At 46.0% G+C, this 15,029-nt stretch carries 10 protein-coding genes; 8 read left to right on the plus strand and 2 right to left on the minus strand.

Translation table 11 applies throughout. The features are described 5' to 3' along the window. Positions 1-25 precede the first annotated feature (25 nt). The 6 genes from MKX59_RS13510 (at position 26) to MKX59_RS13535 (ending at position 10,555) form a co-directional block, all read left to right on the plus strand. Positions 26-1,642 carry an ABC transporter substrate-binding protein gene (locus MKX59_RS13510; RefSeq protein WP_049828432.1) on the plus strand — a complete coding sequence of 539 codons (1,617 nt, stop codon included), beginning with the start codon at positions 26-28 and terminating at the stop codon, positions 1,640-1,642. A gap of 50 nt (positions 1,643-1,692) precedes the next feature. Further along, positions 1,693-2,619 carry an ABC transporter permease gene (locus tag MKX59_RS13515; RefSeq protein ID WP_028541690.1) on the plus strand — a complete coding sequence of 309 codons (927 nt, stop codon included), beginning with the start codon at positions 1,693-1,695 and terminating at the stop codon, positions 2,617-2,619. A gap of 30 nt (positions 2,620-2,649) precedes the next feature. Further along, entirely contained in the window at positions 2,650-3,546 is an 897-nt protein-coding gene (locus MKX59_RS13520) for an ABC transporter permease (RefSeq protein WP_053325585.1), read from the plus strand. A gap of 45 nt (positions 3,547-3,591) precedes the next feature. Then, positions 3,592-5,724, plus strand: coding sequence for an ABC transporter ATP-binding protein (locus tag MKX59_RS13525; protein ID WP_076159580.1), 2,133 nt, complete (start codon positions 3,592-3,594; stop codon positions 5,722-5,724). 114 nt (positions 5,725-5,838) lie between these two features. Further along, positions 5,839-7,011, plus strand: coding sequence for a M20 metallopeptidase family protein (locus MKX59_RS13530; protein ID WP_053325583.1), 1,173 nt, complete (start codon positions 5,839-5,841; stop codon positions 7,009-7,011). Positions 7,012-7,483: 472 nt separating this feature from the next. After that, positions 7,484-10,555, plus strand: coding sequence for a X2-like carbohydrate binding domain-containing protein (locus tag MKX59_RS13535; protein ID WP_076265284.1), 3,072 nt, complete (start codon positions 7,484-7,486; stop codon positions 10,553-10,555). A 344-nt stretch (positions 10,556-10,899) separates the two neighbouring features. Here MKX59_RS13535 and MKX59_RS13540 read toward each other — a convergent pair whose 3' ends face one another. Beyond that, on the minus strand, positions 10,900-11,817 hold the full coding sequence (locus MKX59_RS13540; protein WP_075154260.1) for an AEC family transporter: 918 nt from the start codon (positions 11,815-11,817) through the stop codon (positions 10,900-10,902). 250 nt (positions 11,818-12,067) lie between these two features. Between MKX59_RS13540 and MKX59_RS13545 the strand changes: the two genes are divergently transcribed. Together MKX59_RS13545 and MKX59_RS13550 are read left to right on the plus strand one after the other, a co-directional pair. After that, complete coding sequence (locus MKX59_RS13545; RefSeq protein WP_069080612.1) at positions 12,068-13,072, plus strand: copper amine oxidase N-terminal domain-containing protein; 1,005 nt, start codon at positions 12,068-12,070, stop codon at positions 13,070-13,072. A gap of 188 nt (positions 13,073-13,260) precedes the next feature. Beyond that, complete coding sequence (locus tag MKX59_RS13550; protein WP_023988932.1) at positions 13,261-14,049, plus strand: SDR family oxidoreductase; 789 nt, start codon at positions 13,261-13,263, stop codon at positions 14,047-14,049. A gap of 94 nt (positions 14,050-14,143) precedes the next feature. Here the strand turns inward: MKX59_RS13550 and MKX59_RS13555 are convergent, their stop codons facing one another. Continuing rightward, the gene (locus MKX59_RS13555; RefSeq protein ID WP_023988931.1) at positions 14,144-14,872 is read right to left on the minus strand and encodes a DsbA family oxidoreductase; all 729 of its coding nucleotides are present in this window, start codon (positions 14,870-14,872) and stop codon (positions 14,144-14,146) included. Positions 14,873-15,029 lie beyond the last annotated feature (157 nt).

Below are 15,029 nucleotides of genomic sequence, written 5' to 3' on the forward strand. Positions count from 1 at the left end.
GAAACGAACAAGTCGATTTGCAAAAATGGTAGCTTTAACCCTGTCGATGGTGCTGGTCTTATCGGCATGCTCGGGTAATAGCGGGGCCAATTCTACGAATACTGAGGCGAATGCAGCGGGAGGCGGGCAAGCTGCAGAAGGTGGAGATCTTACCTATGCACTGGCAACATCGCCGGATTCACTGGACCCGCATAAGAGTGGATTGGCAGTAGCATCTCGGGTATATCGTGCGATATTCGATAACTTGGTGGTAAAGCTACCAGACAATACGATTAAGCCTTGGCTGGCAACCGAATGGAGCGTTTCCGAGGATGGCAAAAGCTATACATTCAAGCTGCGCAAGGATGTTAAGTTCCATGACGGAACCCCGTTCAATGCGGAAGCCGTTAAATTTAGCTATGATCGAATTATTGATCCGCAAGCCGTAGTAGGTAATGCCGCTAACTTGCTGGCTCCCTATGAATCCTCACAGGTGATTGACGAATACACGATTAAATTGAATCTGAAACGACCATCGCAGGCTTTTTTGAGCAATTTAAGTGTTCCGGCAGTAGCCATTGTTTCACCGGCAGGAGTTAAAAAATATGGAGATCAATTCGGTAAGCATCCAGTGGGTACAGGGCCCTTTAAGTTTGTAAAATGGGACGAAAATGCAGAAATCAAAATCGAACGTAACCCGGATTACAAATGGGCACCGGAAACTATTGAGAATCAGGGAGCACCGTATTTGGACAGCGTGACCTTTAAAATTGTTCCGGAGGAGGCGACCCGGATCGGCAGTGTGCAGAGTGGGCAGGCTTTGGCCGCTGAAACCGTCCCACCGCAGAACATTTTAACGTTGAAGAGTGACCCTAATTTCCAATTGTTGCAGGTCAATACCCTAGGACTGCCATATACGCTGTTCATTAACCAAAAGAAGACACCGTGGAATGAATTAAAGGCGAGGCAGGCATTACAATATGGTATTGATGTGGGGACGGTCGTCAAAACGCTGTATCTAGGAACTTATGAACAGGCTTGGTCGCCACTCACTCCAGGTATTTTTGGATATGATAAATCACTGGAAAACGGTTTACAGCCTGATCTTAACAAGGCCAATCAGTTACTGGATGAGTTGGGGTGGGTTAAGGGAACGGATGGTTTCCGGGTGAAGGATGGACAACGTCTTACGCTGCATTATGTAGACGGCACACCGAACCGTGAAAAACGGAACGACATTGCAGCCATTATTCAGCAGCAGCTGAAGAAAATCGGTGTTGATGTGAAGATTGAAATTACCAAGGATATTGCAACAGTTGTATATACGAACGGAAACTATGATTTCTACGGAAATAGCCAGGTCAATGTGGACCCGAACGCTTTATATGCTTTTTACCACACAGCGGCACCAAATCAGCGGCCTACACTTCCTAACTTCTCCAATCCAGAGGTCGACAAGCTGTTGGAGCAGGGAGCTATTGAACAGGACGATGCCAAGCGGGAGGAGATTTATAAAAAGGTGCAACAGCTAATACGTGATCAGGCCGTCATCATTCCGATTTATGTTTTCCCTTATACGGTTGGAGCAGCCAAGTCAGTGCAGGGTCTCAAATTCGATTTAGTGGGTTATCCGCTCTTTAACGATGTGCGTATTCAAAAATAGTATTGCTAAATAATTTCTGGGGACCATCCAGTAAGGAAGGAGTGTGGGCTATGATCAGAGCTGTTGCAGAAAGACTGGTTACTTCTTTGTTGGTCATTCTGGGTTCCTGCATTTTAGTATTCAGCATTTTGTATCTGCTCCCGGGGGACCCGGTGGATTCGATTTTTGACCCTTCAACGGCCACGCCAGAGATGATCGCCAATTTGCGTCATAAGCTGGGAGTGGATCAGCCTTTTCATGTTCAGTTTTTGAACTATTTCGGAAATCTGCTACAAGGTGATTTTGGAAAATCACTGCTCAATGCTGATCCGGTGCTGCCTAAAATATGGGTCAATCTCCCGCCTACACTGGCGCTGACGCTTGCCGGTTCTGCTATTTCGGTCATTATTGGTGTCCTGCTTGGAGTGCTGTCGGCCATTCATCGGGATAAACCGATTGATATCATCGCTCGAATCGTTGGATTGTTCGGCATTTCTATGCCCACATTCTGGTCAGGCATTCTGCTGTTGCTTATTTTCTCCATTCACTTGGGATGGCTGCCTGCTATGGGCTCGGACGGTTGGAAAACTCTTGTGCTTCCGTCTCTCACTTTGGGCATTGTCGGTGCAGGGTTCATTGTCAGAATGGTGCGTAACAGTATGCTGGAAGTCATTAATGAGCAGTTCATCGTAACGCTCCGTTCCAAGGGTTTGTCTGAGAAGGTTATTATGTATCGCCATGCGCTACGCAATGCGTTGATTCCAGCGATAACGATGATCGGGATGCTGATGGGAGAAATGCTGGCCGGAGCAGTTGTGAGTGAGACGGTATTTTCACGGCAAGGCATTGGGCGTTTAATTGCGGACGCAATTATGGCTAAAGACTTGCCAGTTGTGCAGGGAGTTGTATTGTTCTCTGCCATCATGTATGTGATCGTAAATCTGCTGGTGGATATATCGTATACGTTCATTGATCCAAGGGTTAGACGCTCGGCGTAAGCCGGAAGGATTCAGGGAGGAGGAAGTCGGTTGAGAGAAACAATGGCTGCCAAAACAATTTGGAAGGAAAGAAAGCTGCGGGTAGCTCGGCAAACTGGAAGGTGGCGGCTCGGTGGAGTGTCGGATGGGTTCTTATATGCGGCGGGACTGATTATTGTGTTCGTAATCGTCTGTGCGGCGTTTCCGCAATGGATTGCTTCTTATGCACCCACAGAAATGTTAAGCGACCATATATTACAAGGACCAAGTGCGTCTCACTGGTTCGGAACGGACTATTTTGGGCGGGATGTATTCAGTCTGGTTGTTCACGGAAGTCGGGATTCTCTATTTATTGGCTTTATGTCGGTACTCGTCGGCGGTCTGGTGGGTGGAATTATTGGTGCGCTCTCAGGTTACATTGGCGGTACAGTGGATTCGATACTGATGCGATTTATAGATATTTTGATGACTATTCCCGGAATTCTGCTGGCTTTGGCGATTGCGGCGGCTCTTGGCCCAAGCTTGTTCAATATTGTGCTGGCGGTAGCCATATCTGCTGTCCCCGGTTATGCAAGAGTTATGCGAGGCCAAATTATGAGTATAAAAGGACGTTCTTACGTCATTGCTTCGCGTTCCATCGGAGTTACACCTTTCGGCATCTTTTGGCGTCATGTGCTTCCTAATTCCTTGTCCCCTTTGCTCGTGATGGCGACGCTTGGCATCGGTAGCGCTATTTTGGCCGGATCGGGATTAAGCTTTCTGGGACTTGGCACGGTAAAGGAAATTCCAGATTGGGGAACAGTATTGTCTCAAGGACGAGGATATTTGACAGTAGCTTGGTGGATATGTACCTTTCCTGGCCTAGCCATTACGTTGTTTGTGTTGTCAGTCAATATTTTGGGCGACAAGCTGAGAGACCAGTTGGACCCGAAAAAGAACGCAAACTAGCATCAGGAAGCCTATTCTTAAGTGCTATAGAAGGAGGGAGTTCGTTTGTCATCATTGCTGGAGATTGAACATTTGTCGGTCGATTTTCACACTAAAAAAGGTTTGCTGCAAGCACTCGACAACGTATCACTGACGATCAGGGCGGGAGAAACGGTCTGCCTCGTCGGTGAATCTGGCAGCGGAAAAACGATTACCTCCAAGGCGATTATGCGGCTAATCGATTATGAGAACGGACGAATTGCCCAAGGACAAATACGGTTGCAGGGCATAGATTTGACCGTTTTGTCACAGCAGGAATTACGCTCACTTCGTGGTAAAAAGATGGCGATGGTATTTCAGGAGCCGATGTCGGCGTTTGATCCGGTGTACACTATCGGGTATCAGCTGATAGAAATCATCATGGAGCATGACCGGAAGACACGAAAGCAAGCATGGGCTCATGCGGTTCATTTGCTGAACAGGGTAGGGATTCCTGAACCGGAAATTCGTATGAAGCAATACCCCGGAGAGCTGTCCGGTGGGATGCTACAACGGGCGATGATTGCAATGGCACTTTCATGTGGCCCTGAGCTGCTAATAGCGGATGAACCAACAACGGCGCTGGATGTAACGATTCAGTCACAAATTTTGCAATTGCTTCAGGAATTAAAGACAGAATTCAACATGTCGATTCTGTTGATTACGCATGATTTGGGTATTGCCGCAGAGGTTGCGGATCGAATTGTTGTGATGTATGCCGGTCGAGTTGTGGAGCAAGCAGTAACGGAAGAACTGTTCGAGCTGCCATTGCACCCTTACACTAGAGGGTTACTTCGTTCGGTGGCTACACTGGATACAGATCGCAGCAGCAAGCTGTTTTCGATCCCGGGGGCAATTCCGAGCCTGAGTGCATTGCCTTCCGGCTGCTTGTTTCACCCGCGTTGCCCGCATGCGACAGATCAATGCAAAAACGAAGCGCCACCGCTGGCAGCCAAGGATGAACGCGAGGTAGCTTGCTGGCATTCGGAGCAATTGGCTGCGTCCGGCGATTGGTTTATTACAGAGCTATCGGTGAAAGGGCAGATCACGGCAGATGCTGTTGCAAAGGCAACCGAAGTAAAGGAAGAATTGACGAACGTATCTGCTGTTGATGGGGCTAAGGTGAGCAGTCATGGCGTACAGGTAAAGAACTCCCCTAAATCCAATGAGACTATCACGGAAACCGTCCAGAACAAGCAGGACTTGTTTAGAGTGGATGGAATTCGCAAGTATTATCCGGTGAAAAAAAGCTTTCCCGGTCGGACGGGTGCTTCGATCCGGGCGGTGGATGATGTATCGTTCTCAATCCGGCAGGGCGAAACCTTTGGATTGGTCGGAGAATCCGGCAGCGGTAAGTCTACTTTAGGCCGGCTGCTGATGCAGCTGGAACGTCCGACCTCAGGGCAGGTATGGTTCCAGGATCGGGAGCTGACACGTTTAGGAAATTCTGAGTTGCGATCCGTTCGCCGTGATATGCAGATGATTTTTCAAGACCCCTACGGATCACTTGATCCACGGTGGAATGTGGGAGATATCATAGGGGAGCCGCTTGCGGTTCATGAAGGGTTGTATGGCAAGGCAAAGCAGGAACGGGTGGAAGAACTCCTGAGCGCTGTTGGATTATCACCTTCGCTGGTTACGCGGTTTCCGCATGAATTTTCGGGAGGACAGCGGCAGCGAATCGGGATAGCCCGTGCCATTGCTCTGCAACCGCAGTTTATTTTGGCGGATGAGGCAGTGTCGGCTTTGGATGTTTCCGTTCAGTCACAAATTGTCAATCTGCTTCAGGACTTACAGCGTAAGCTGGATACAACCTATTTGTTTATTGCACACGGATTGCACATTGTCCGCCATATTTCAGATCGGATAGGGGTTATGTACTTGGGGAAACTTGTAGAAATTGCGCCAAGTGACGAGTTGTTCAGGCATCCTGCCCATCCGTATACCCGGGGGCTTGTTGCCTCGATACCTAATCCAAATCCGAAAAACCGTCGGGAGCTAATTACGGTACAAGGTGAGATTCCTTCGCCTGCGAAGCCGCCATCCGGCTGTCGTTTTCATACCCGCTGTCCACTAGCGACCTCGCGTTGTCGTGAGGAAGCACCTGAGCTGACAGCAATTAGCACAGGACATTATGCCGCTTGTCATTACCCGGCCTAGGTTCAACCCCTTCCTTTGATCTGCTATCGGCATGATAAGAGAGCTACATTCTACAGGCCGTTCATGGTAAGATAAGGATAGAAGTATATAAATTCAATAGGAAAAGAGGGTATTATGCTAGATAAATGGGTTCAGGAATTAAAAGATGATGAACAAGAGCTGATTGCGTGGAGAAGACATCTACATCAGCATCCCGAGCTGTCTTTTGAAGAAACGAATACGTCTGCATTTATCGCCGATCAATTGCGCTCTTTTGGTATTGAGGTAAGAACGAATGTGGGTGGAAACGGTGTGCTCGGGTTTTTAGAAGGCGGTCAGCCAGGTAGAACGATTGCATTTCGTGCTGATTTTGATGCACTTCCCATTCAGGATGAAAAGGATGTGCCTTATAAATCGACCGTTCCGGGCGTTATGCATGCCTGCGGACATGATGGTCACACGGCTGCGTTACTTGGAGTGGCACGCGTGTTGAGCCATAACCGTGAGGCGCTGAAGGGAAAGCTTGTGTTTATTTTTCAACATGCGGAAGAAAAACCGCCTGGCGGAGCCAAGTTTATGATTGAGGATGGCTGTCTGGATGGGGTAGAGGCGGTATATGGTATTCACCTCGCATCTGAAATTCCTTTTGGTAAAATTGGATTAAAGAGTGGGCCTGCGATGGCGGCTGTCGACGCGTTTACGATCCAGATCAACGGTAAAGGCGGGCATGGCGCACGACCGCATCAGACGGTGGACTCTATTGTTATCGGCAGTCAAATTGTGAACGGGTTGCAGCAGGTGGTTAGTCGCAGGGTGGACCCTATTGAATCAGCAGTGTTAACGATTGGGGTATTTCAAGCTGGAACTGCCTTTAATGTGATTGCAGATAAGGCTAAAATTGAAGGCACCGTACGTACGTTTAATAAGGAAGTGCGTAAGGAAGCCGAGAATGAAATTCGCAGTATCGTCAAGGGGTTGACTGAGGCTTATCATGCCGGATACGAAATTGACTATCTGAATGGCTATCCTTCTTTGGTGAATGCCGAAGCCGAAACGGAACGTGTACGCGAGCTCATCGGCAGACTGTATGGAGCAGACGCTTTTTTGGATTTGAAGCCGGTCATGGGAGCAGAGGATTTTGCTTATTATTTGGAGCATCGACCGGGAGCCTTCATTCATGTGGGTGCACGCAATGAGGATGAACGAACGCATTTTGCTCATCACCATCCTCACTTTGATTTTGATGAGCGGGCATTGCTCGTCTCAGGGCATATTTTTTTAGCACTGGCGCTTGAATACTTGCAATAATAGGCATATGTTTATGACTGACGACATATTAACGAAGCTGGAACCGCGCATAGCGCGGTTTTTTGTTGTAAATCCAAGTATTTTGACACCCATAAAGAATGAAAATTAAGTAATTAATTCACTATATGAAAAATTCATAATAGAATTAAATAAAAGGTATTAACTCTGAAGGAAGTTCAAACCTCCTATTATAAGCTGCGGAGCAGGAGATAAAATTGTATTATCTTGATTTTTCGCACAAGGAAATGGGAAAAAGATGACGAATCTATTGAGCAAGACACCGATGTAAGCGCTAACAAAACCAGTGTTGCACCGTATTTATTGGGAATGAATGGGGGTGAGTCTGAGAGGACATTTGTCAGAATTGTGAGAAGCAACGATAACGATAGGAACGAATTCAGAATCGGCTGATTACTTTTATCTCAAAATGACTCGCATATTCAATTGATAATGAAGAAGGAGGTTGAATTCATTGACTAAGGCAAAAAACAGGTTGAGAATTGCTTGTTTGGCGCTTGTGGTAGCGGGTGCTTCCTGGACAGGAATGATAGCGCCGACTCATGCTGCTCCAAGTGACGATTACAGTTGGAAAAGTGTGGTTACGGGTGGAGGAGGTGGTTTTGTACCTGGCATTATTTTTAATGAAACGGAAAAAGACCTGATCTATGCCCGTACAGATATTGGAGGAGCTTACCGCTGGAATGCTGCCAATGAGAGTTGGATTCCGCTGACGGATTCTGTGGGCTGGGAGGATTGGAACAAAAATGGTGTCGATGCACTAGCGACTGATTCTGTTGATCCGAATCGTGTATATATAGCTACAGGTACGTATACTAATTCATGGGATAAACAAAACGGGCAAATTATGCGTTCCATCGACAGGGGCAATACGTGGCAGACAACCAAGCTTCCTTTTAAGGTGGGGGGCAATATGCCGGGGCGTTCAATGGGTGAACGTCTGACGATTGATCCAAATAAAAATAATATTTTGTTCTTTGGAGCTCGAAGTGGTAATGGACTATGGAAAAGCTCTGATTTTGGAGCAACTTGGAGCAAGGTAAGCAGTTTCCCGAATCCAGGGACGTATGTACAGGACCCTTCCAATGAATATACCAGCGACATTGTCGGTTTAGCGTGGATCACCTTTGACAAAAAAACAGGCTCTTCCAGTAAAGCAACGCAGACGATCTATGTAGGTGTTGCAGATAAAAAGCAAAGTGTCTATCGCAGTACAGATGGCGGGACAACCTGGTCTGCTATAGCGGGACAGCCTACGGGCTATTTGCCACATCACGGTGTGTTATCACCGGACGGCAATCTATATATTTCTTATAGCGATGGAGCAGGTCCATATGATGGATCAAAGGGTGAACTGTGGAAATTGAATACAGCAAGCGGGCAATGGACTAACATTAGCCCCATAGGTAGCAGTAGTGCGGACAATCATTTTGGATATGGTGGACTGACGGTGGATGCCCAGAAGCCAGGTACACTCATGGTTGCTACGTTGAATGCCTGGTGGCCGGATGAAACGATTTATCGCAGCACTGATAGTGGGGCAACTTGGAATCCTATTTGGGAATTTGATGGTTATCCGTCTCGTAAGCTGAAATACAATCTGGATATAAGCGGTGCGCCTTGGCTGACTTTCAATGCCAACCCTGCACCACCGGAAGTATCGCCCAAGCTGGGGTGGATGATTGGAGATCTGGAGATAGATCCATTTAATTCAGACCATATGTTGTACGGCACCGGAGCTACGATTTATGGCTCTAAAAATCTGACCAATTGGGATAAAGGCGGAAAGCTGGATATTTCAGTAGCCGCTAAAGGGGTAGAGGAAACGGCAATTTTGGATCTGGTGAGCCCTCCAACCGGCGCGCCTTTGGTGAGCGCAGTAGGTGATGTCTCTGGATTCAGACATGACGATTTATTCAAGGCTCCAGCTAAAATGCTGGATAATCCGACCTTTACAAGCAGCGAAAGCATTGATTATGCCGAGCTGAATCCTTCTTTTATGGCCCGAGTAGGTAAAGCGGATTATAAAAAAGATCCAAATGCCAAATCCATCGGTTTTTCCAATGATGGAGGAGCCAACTGGTATAAAGCAAATAGTGAGCCTTCCGGTACAGCAGGAGGAGGCAGCATCGCCGTAGCAACAGATGGTAATGGCTTGCTGTGGAGTACATCAGACAAAGGTGTGTTCTACTCCAAAACTGGCGGCAACTCATGGACAGCAAGCACAGGGATTCCAGCGAATGCAAAGATCGTCTCTGACCGAGTGAACCCTAATAAATATTACGCATTTGCCTCCGGGAAAATATATGTGAGCACCAATGGAGGCGTATCCTTTACGCCATCAGCGGTAACTGGCTTGCCGACAGCAGGCAATGCTGATATTGATGCTGTACGAGGAGCAGAAGGAGATGTGTGGTTCGCCGGAGGCTCCGAGGATGGAGGACCATACGGCTTATGGCATTCCAAGGATTCAGGTGTTACATTCACCAAACTCGATAATGTGCAGGAAGCGGATTTTGTAGGCTTTGGTAAGGCAGCGCCGAACCGTACGAATGCAGCGGTATTTATCGTTGGTAAAATTGATGGTACACGTGGATTTTACCGTTCGGACGATGCTGGCGCAAACTGGGCGCGCATTAATGACGACAAGCATCAATATGCTCGAGTGACCAAAATTATTGGGGACCCTCGGGTTTATGGACGTGCTTATCTGGGAACGAATGGCCGCGGCATTCTGGTGGCAGATCGTGTGGGTGGTGATCAGCCGTCTACCGGGCAAGCAAGTATTACACCAACGACTGCAACCTATGGAGTGGATACCAGCAATACGGATCTTACTGTCAAGCTAACACTTAACGGCAATACGCTAGAAGCTATTAAGCAGGGGAGTGTGGTGTTGAACAAAGGTGAAGATTATACGCTTAGTGAAGAAACAGTCGTTCTTACCAACAAGTATTTATCTAAACTTCCTAAAGGAGAGACAGCACTAAACTTCCATTTTAGTACAGGCAATGATGCGTTGTTTACGATTACGGTGAAAGAGGATACGCCAAGTGAGCCGGGAACAGGCGAGGGCGTTCTGAAGGTGCAAACCTTCAATGGGAATGTATCCGCCACAAGCAATACAATCAGTTCCAAATTTAAAATAACCAATACGGGAACCTCATCAATTTCCCTAGCAGACGTGACATTGCGTTATTATTACACCATTAACGGGGAGAAAGCACAAAATTTCTTCACGGATTGGTCGAGCGTCGGTACAGGGAATGTGATTGCTAGCTTCAAAACATTATCCAATGCGAAGCCAGGGGCAGATTCTTATGCAGAAATCGGGTTTAAATCGGCTGCGGGTTCTTTAGAACCCGGTCAAAGTGTGGAGTTGCAAACCCGGATATCCAAAGAGGACTGGAGCAGTTACACACAAACCGATGATTATTCATTTAATCCCACAGCAAACAGTTTACAAGATTCTGCTAAAATAACCGCTTACCTGTCTGGAAGCAAGCAATGGGGAATTGAGCCCTAAACCTTAATAAGGATAATCCTAAGTCAGCCACTCTAATGAGTGAGCTGGCTTTATTTTTGACGACCTGTTGTCCCGCATTCTTTTTTTGGGGAAAAAGCAACGACAAGTTGAAAACAGCTACTAATAGAGATTCAAATTATATAATATAATTATTTCACTATATGAAAAATTCATAATAGAAAAAAAACTCTTTCTCGCATACGATCTCCACAAAACAAACACACCACTTTAAGTAGAAAAAAGAAACACTAACACGAACATATGTTCTTTTATCTCAAAAAAGAAACGCTCCTGTCCTTAGACAAAAAGCGTCTCTAATCCATTTTTTATATTTATCATACACCTCAAACAAGATGCCGAGATGCTGAAATTAACAGTGTCATCGTAATGACATTCACAATCGTAGAAAGTAATACTGTTTGTGCGGCAAAATCGGGTTCATTTTTATATTCTTCCGCCAAAATACTTGTATTAACGCCGGTAGGCATACCCGATGCAATGAGCAAGGCTTGAGCCGGAATCCCCTTAAGACCCAACAGCAAGACGAGCATAAAACCGACCATTGGACCAGCAATCAGGCGCAGTACCATACTGATGTACACGGCTGTCCGGCGCAAACGAAAGGGATATTGCACAATTTGTGCTCCCAAAGTAAGCAGAGCCACGGCAACCATCGACTGACTAATATAATTCAAAGGTTCAGCCAGTAAATTAGGCAATGGACTATGCAGCAGATTTAGGAGCAAACCTAGCGCAAGCGCATAGGGAACAGGCATTTTTAAAAAATTAATTAATATTTTTCGAGTATTGGCCTTGCCGTTTTGCACAACAAAAGTGCCGTATGTAAAAGTGACAAAGCTTTGAAAGGTCATAATCAGAGCTTGAACGGAAATGGCCAACGGGTCACCTTTGAACACCAACTGATTGATTGGCAGACCATAATTTCCTGAATTATCTAGCATCACACTATTTGTAAAAGCTCCGCGCATTCCGGGGCTGTATTTCAGAGATCTGGCGACGGTAGTGCTGATTACGTACAGAATAGCTATGTACAAGGCATAAAAAAGTGAAACCTCACCCATGAGCATTAAAGAAATTTCCGAGTTATAAAGACCTGTAAACACAACTGCGGGGGTGATATAGTAAAAATTGATTTTAGCTAAGGTATACAAATCCAGTCGAAAATAATATTGCATGATACAACCAAAACCGATAAGTACAAAAATAGGTAAAACAACGTCCAAAAGAATGGTGCCGAACATGTCTGTTTCATCTTCTTTCTATTATGCGAATGTAAAGGCTGATTCTTAAAAATGCATGTGTAATTCTCATTATACTGTGTAAATAGGTTAGGCGTATAATAAAATTTTATAGTGATTTTGACAATATGGACTGCAGCTATAGTAGTGTCTCACACATTAGATAAGAAAAGATAAAAAATCAGCTTAGAGAAGCCGTTAATACATCTAGGGACATTTGAGCCCGGTCTTTACTATAAGGAGGAATCGCATCATGAGAAACACTTGGACAGCTTTACTAGCGTGTATACTGGTCTTGGGTTTGGCAGCGGGAACCGCTGAAGCCAAGCAGGGACGCGGAAATGATCAGGAGAACAAACAGGAAGCAAAGACGTCTGTTAAAGACGGGAATGAAAAGAGCGGGGAAGAGCCAATCAATCCCCATGACTCAGACAATGATCAGTCCAAAAAACAAAAAGACAAAGCATCCGGGAAAAAGGATGAAAACAGTAAAAAAGACAAACACGCAGAAATCAGAAAAACCGAACCTGTTGCAGTAACAGATGATACATACGAGGAGTCCAAAGACCATAATGGTCACAAGGGACGCAACGGTTATAAGGGTCTGCTTCACGCGGTAGAAAATACGAAGGATAAGCCGGCAGGAGCGGTTATTGCGAATCTGCTGCTTACGAAATACCCAAACCGTTTGACTCCGGAGCAGGTTGCTGAACTTGAATTGATCCGGAATTCTGGTAAAGCACTGACTGAGGCAGCTGAGCTACTGGCTGAAAACGGAAATGTGACTGATGCCGTTTACATGCAGGAGGAGGCGGTACTGGCTAATGTGTCCGATCTGGACAGCTACAAAAAGCTGGGTGAATTCTCGAAGAAGGCCGGACGGCCGTCGGGTATGAAGCTGTTCGTGAATGGTGAAAAATACGATGCCAAACCGATTAACCGCAATGGGACCACACTTGTTCCGTTTAGAACAGCTTCCGAAGCTTTGGATGCAAAGGTTTCCTGGGATCCGAAAGAAAAGGCTGTTACTGTCACCCGTAACGGCGTGTCCGTCAAATTATTTGTTAACAGTCCAAAAGCATATATTAACGGTCAGCCGTATTCTATCGAGCAGCCAGCATCCATAGTGGATGGGACGACAATGGTACCTGTAAGGGTAATCGGAGAGGCCTTGGGGACAAATGTAAAATGGGAGCCTGAGAGCCAGTCCGTTGTTGTATACGAGCAGACAACAACAACACCTGCATCAACATCTTAACGTGCTGTAAACAAAAAGGGCCCTGACTAACTGTCAGGCCTTTTTGTTTTACCTTGCAATTAATGATTTCGTATTCTTTTTAATGGTGAGAAGATAGATAGCCTTCATAATACTACCAAGCTATTCGCATTATGTGCTGGTCATGTGTACAATTAAATAGAGAACGCTTAGAAAAGGGAGTGTCATAGATGGATTTAGGATTAACGGGAAAAACAGCCTTTGTTGCAGGTTCCAGTAAAGGACTCGGCAAGGCAAGCGCACGAGAGCTGGCACGCGAGGGTGCGAATGTCGTCATTTCAGGACGGAACGAAGCAGAGCTTCAGCGGACGCAGGCGGAATTACTGGAAACAGCGAGTGGCCGCGTTGAATATGTAGTTTGCGATGTAACAAAACCAGAACATATCTCCCAGGCCATCCGCCGTACAGCTGATTTGTTTGGCACCGTAGATATTTTGGTTAACAATGCGGGTGGGCCTCCTGCCGGTACCTTTGATGATTTTACAGATGAAGTGTGGATGCAGGCCTTTGAACAAAATTTACTTAGTCATATCCGGTTGATCCGTGAAGTGTTACCATATATGAAAAAACAACAAAGCGGTAGGATTTTAAATATTGCTTCTTCCTCAGTTAAGCAGCCAATTCCGGGGTTAATCATTTCAAATACGCTGCGTACTGGAGTTGCTGGATTGGCAAAAACATTGTCTCTGGAATTAGCTCCTCATAATATTCTGGTACATACTGTAGCACCGGGGAGAATTGCAACTGATCGCGTGCGTAGCTTGGACGAGCATCGAGCTGAGAAAACCCAGCAAACGACGGATCAGGTTCGCAAACAAGCAGAAGAGGGCATTCCATTGGGACGGTATGGAGAGCCTGAAGAGTTCGGTAAAGTTGTTGCTTTTCTGGCGTCTTCAGCTTCATCCTATTTGACAGGGAGTACCATCCTTGTGGATGGCGGAATGATTAAATCGTTATAAAATAAAGATGCGTGCCAGCCTCAGGTTTAATTGAGTGCTGGCACGCTTTTTTAAAATTTATTTAGGAAGTAGAAAATCTTCATTCACGGACTGTTCAGCCCTCACGGCCTGGAAGCTCACAACCCTCATCGGTACATAAACCACCTGCATCTTGTTTGGACGAGCTGCCGCTTATCATGGTGAAAGGTGAGCGTTCATCCCATGCTTTTTGAAGCGCATCATGAAATACTTCCTCCGGCTGGGCACCAGAAATAGCAAATTTTCGATCAAATACAAAGAATGGCACACCCTGAACACCCAATTCAGCGCCTTCGGCTTCATCAGCTCTAACTTCGTCGGTAAAACGGTCACTGGCTAATATAGCAGCCGCTTCCTTTTGATCCAAACCAACTTCAGTAGCCAGCGCTACCAGCACTTCATGATCCCCTGTATGCTTGCCTTCGATGAAAACAGCTTGGAATAAACGCTCGCTCAGCTCCAGCATTTTGCCTTGTGTTTGAGCCCAAAGTGTTAAGCGGTGAGCATCAAGAGAGTTCGTCGGCACCATGGCATGAATATTATAATCAAGACCCGCAGAGCGTGCGTTTTCGTTCATTCGATCATTCATAGCCTGAGCCTCTTGCAGACTGACCCCATATTTAGCTGATAGTTCTTCATTGATCGTTTTACCACTATCTCTCACAGCATTCGGGTTCAATTCGAAACTCTTGAATGTCAATTGCACCTCATTGCGATGTGGGAATTGCTGTAATACTTGCTCCAAACGGCGTTTGCCGATATAACAGAATGGACACATATAATCAGACCAAACTTCGATATTCATAAGGAAAAAGCCTCCATGTATACGTATTTTATTGAGTAACTGGGAGTGGTGCTCCCCCCTTTAGAATGTGTATTAAGGTGGAACTTCATTAGTTACAATAAGAATTATAAAGCTAAAGCATTCAACGTGCAAATAATTAATGCTTGTCAAAAAATTA

Source organism: Paenibacillus sp. FSL R7-0340 (genome assembly GCF_038002205.1).
Taxonomy (GTDB): domain Bacteria; phylum Bacillota; class Bacilli; order Paenibacillales; family Paenibacillaceae; genus Paenibacillus; species Paenibacillus polymyxa_B.

What these genes read in the sequence shown, in the direction of transcription:
- MKX59_RS13510 (WP_049828432.1), top strand. Translation starts at nt 26, where the DNA reads ATGGTAGCTTTAACCCTGTCGATGGTGCTGGTCTTATCGGCATGCTCG.
- MKX59_RS13515 (WP_028541690.1), top strand. Translation starts at nt 1,693, where the DNA reads ATGATCAGAGCTGTTGCAGAAAGACTGGTTACTTCTTTGTTGGTCATT.
- MKX59_RS13530 (WP_053325583.1), top strand. Translation starts at nt 5,839, where the DNA reads ATGCTAGATAAATGGGTTCAGGAATTAAAAGATGATGAACAAGAGCTG.
- MKX59_RS13540 (WP_075154260.1), bottom strand. Translation starts at nt 11,817, where the DNA reads ATGTTCGGCACCATTCTTTTGGACGTTGTTTTACCTATTTTTGTACTT.
- MKX59_RS13545 (WP_069080612.1), top strand. Translation starts at nt 12,068, where the DNA reads ATGAGAAACACTTGGACAGCTTTACTAGCGTGTATACTGGTCTTGGGT.
- MKX59_RS13550 (WP_023988932.1), top strand. Translation starts at nt 13,261, where the DNA reads ATGGATTTAGGATTAACGGGAAAAACAGCCTTTGTTGCAGGTTCCAGT.
- MKX59_RS13555 (WP_023988931.1), bottom strand. Translation starts at nt 14,872, where the DNA reads ATGAATATCGAAGTTTGGTCTGATTATATGTGTCCATTCTGTTATATC.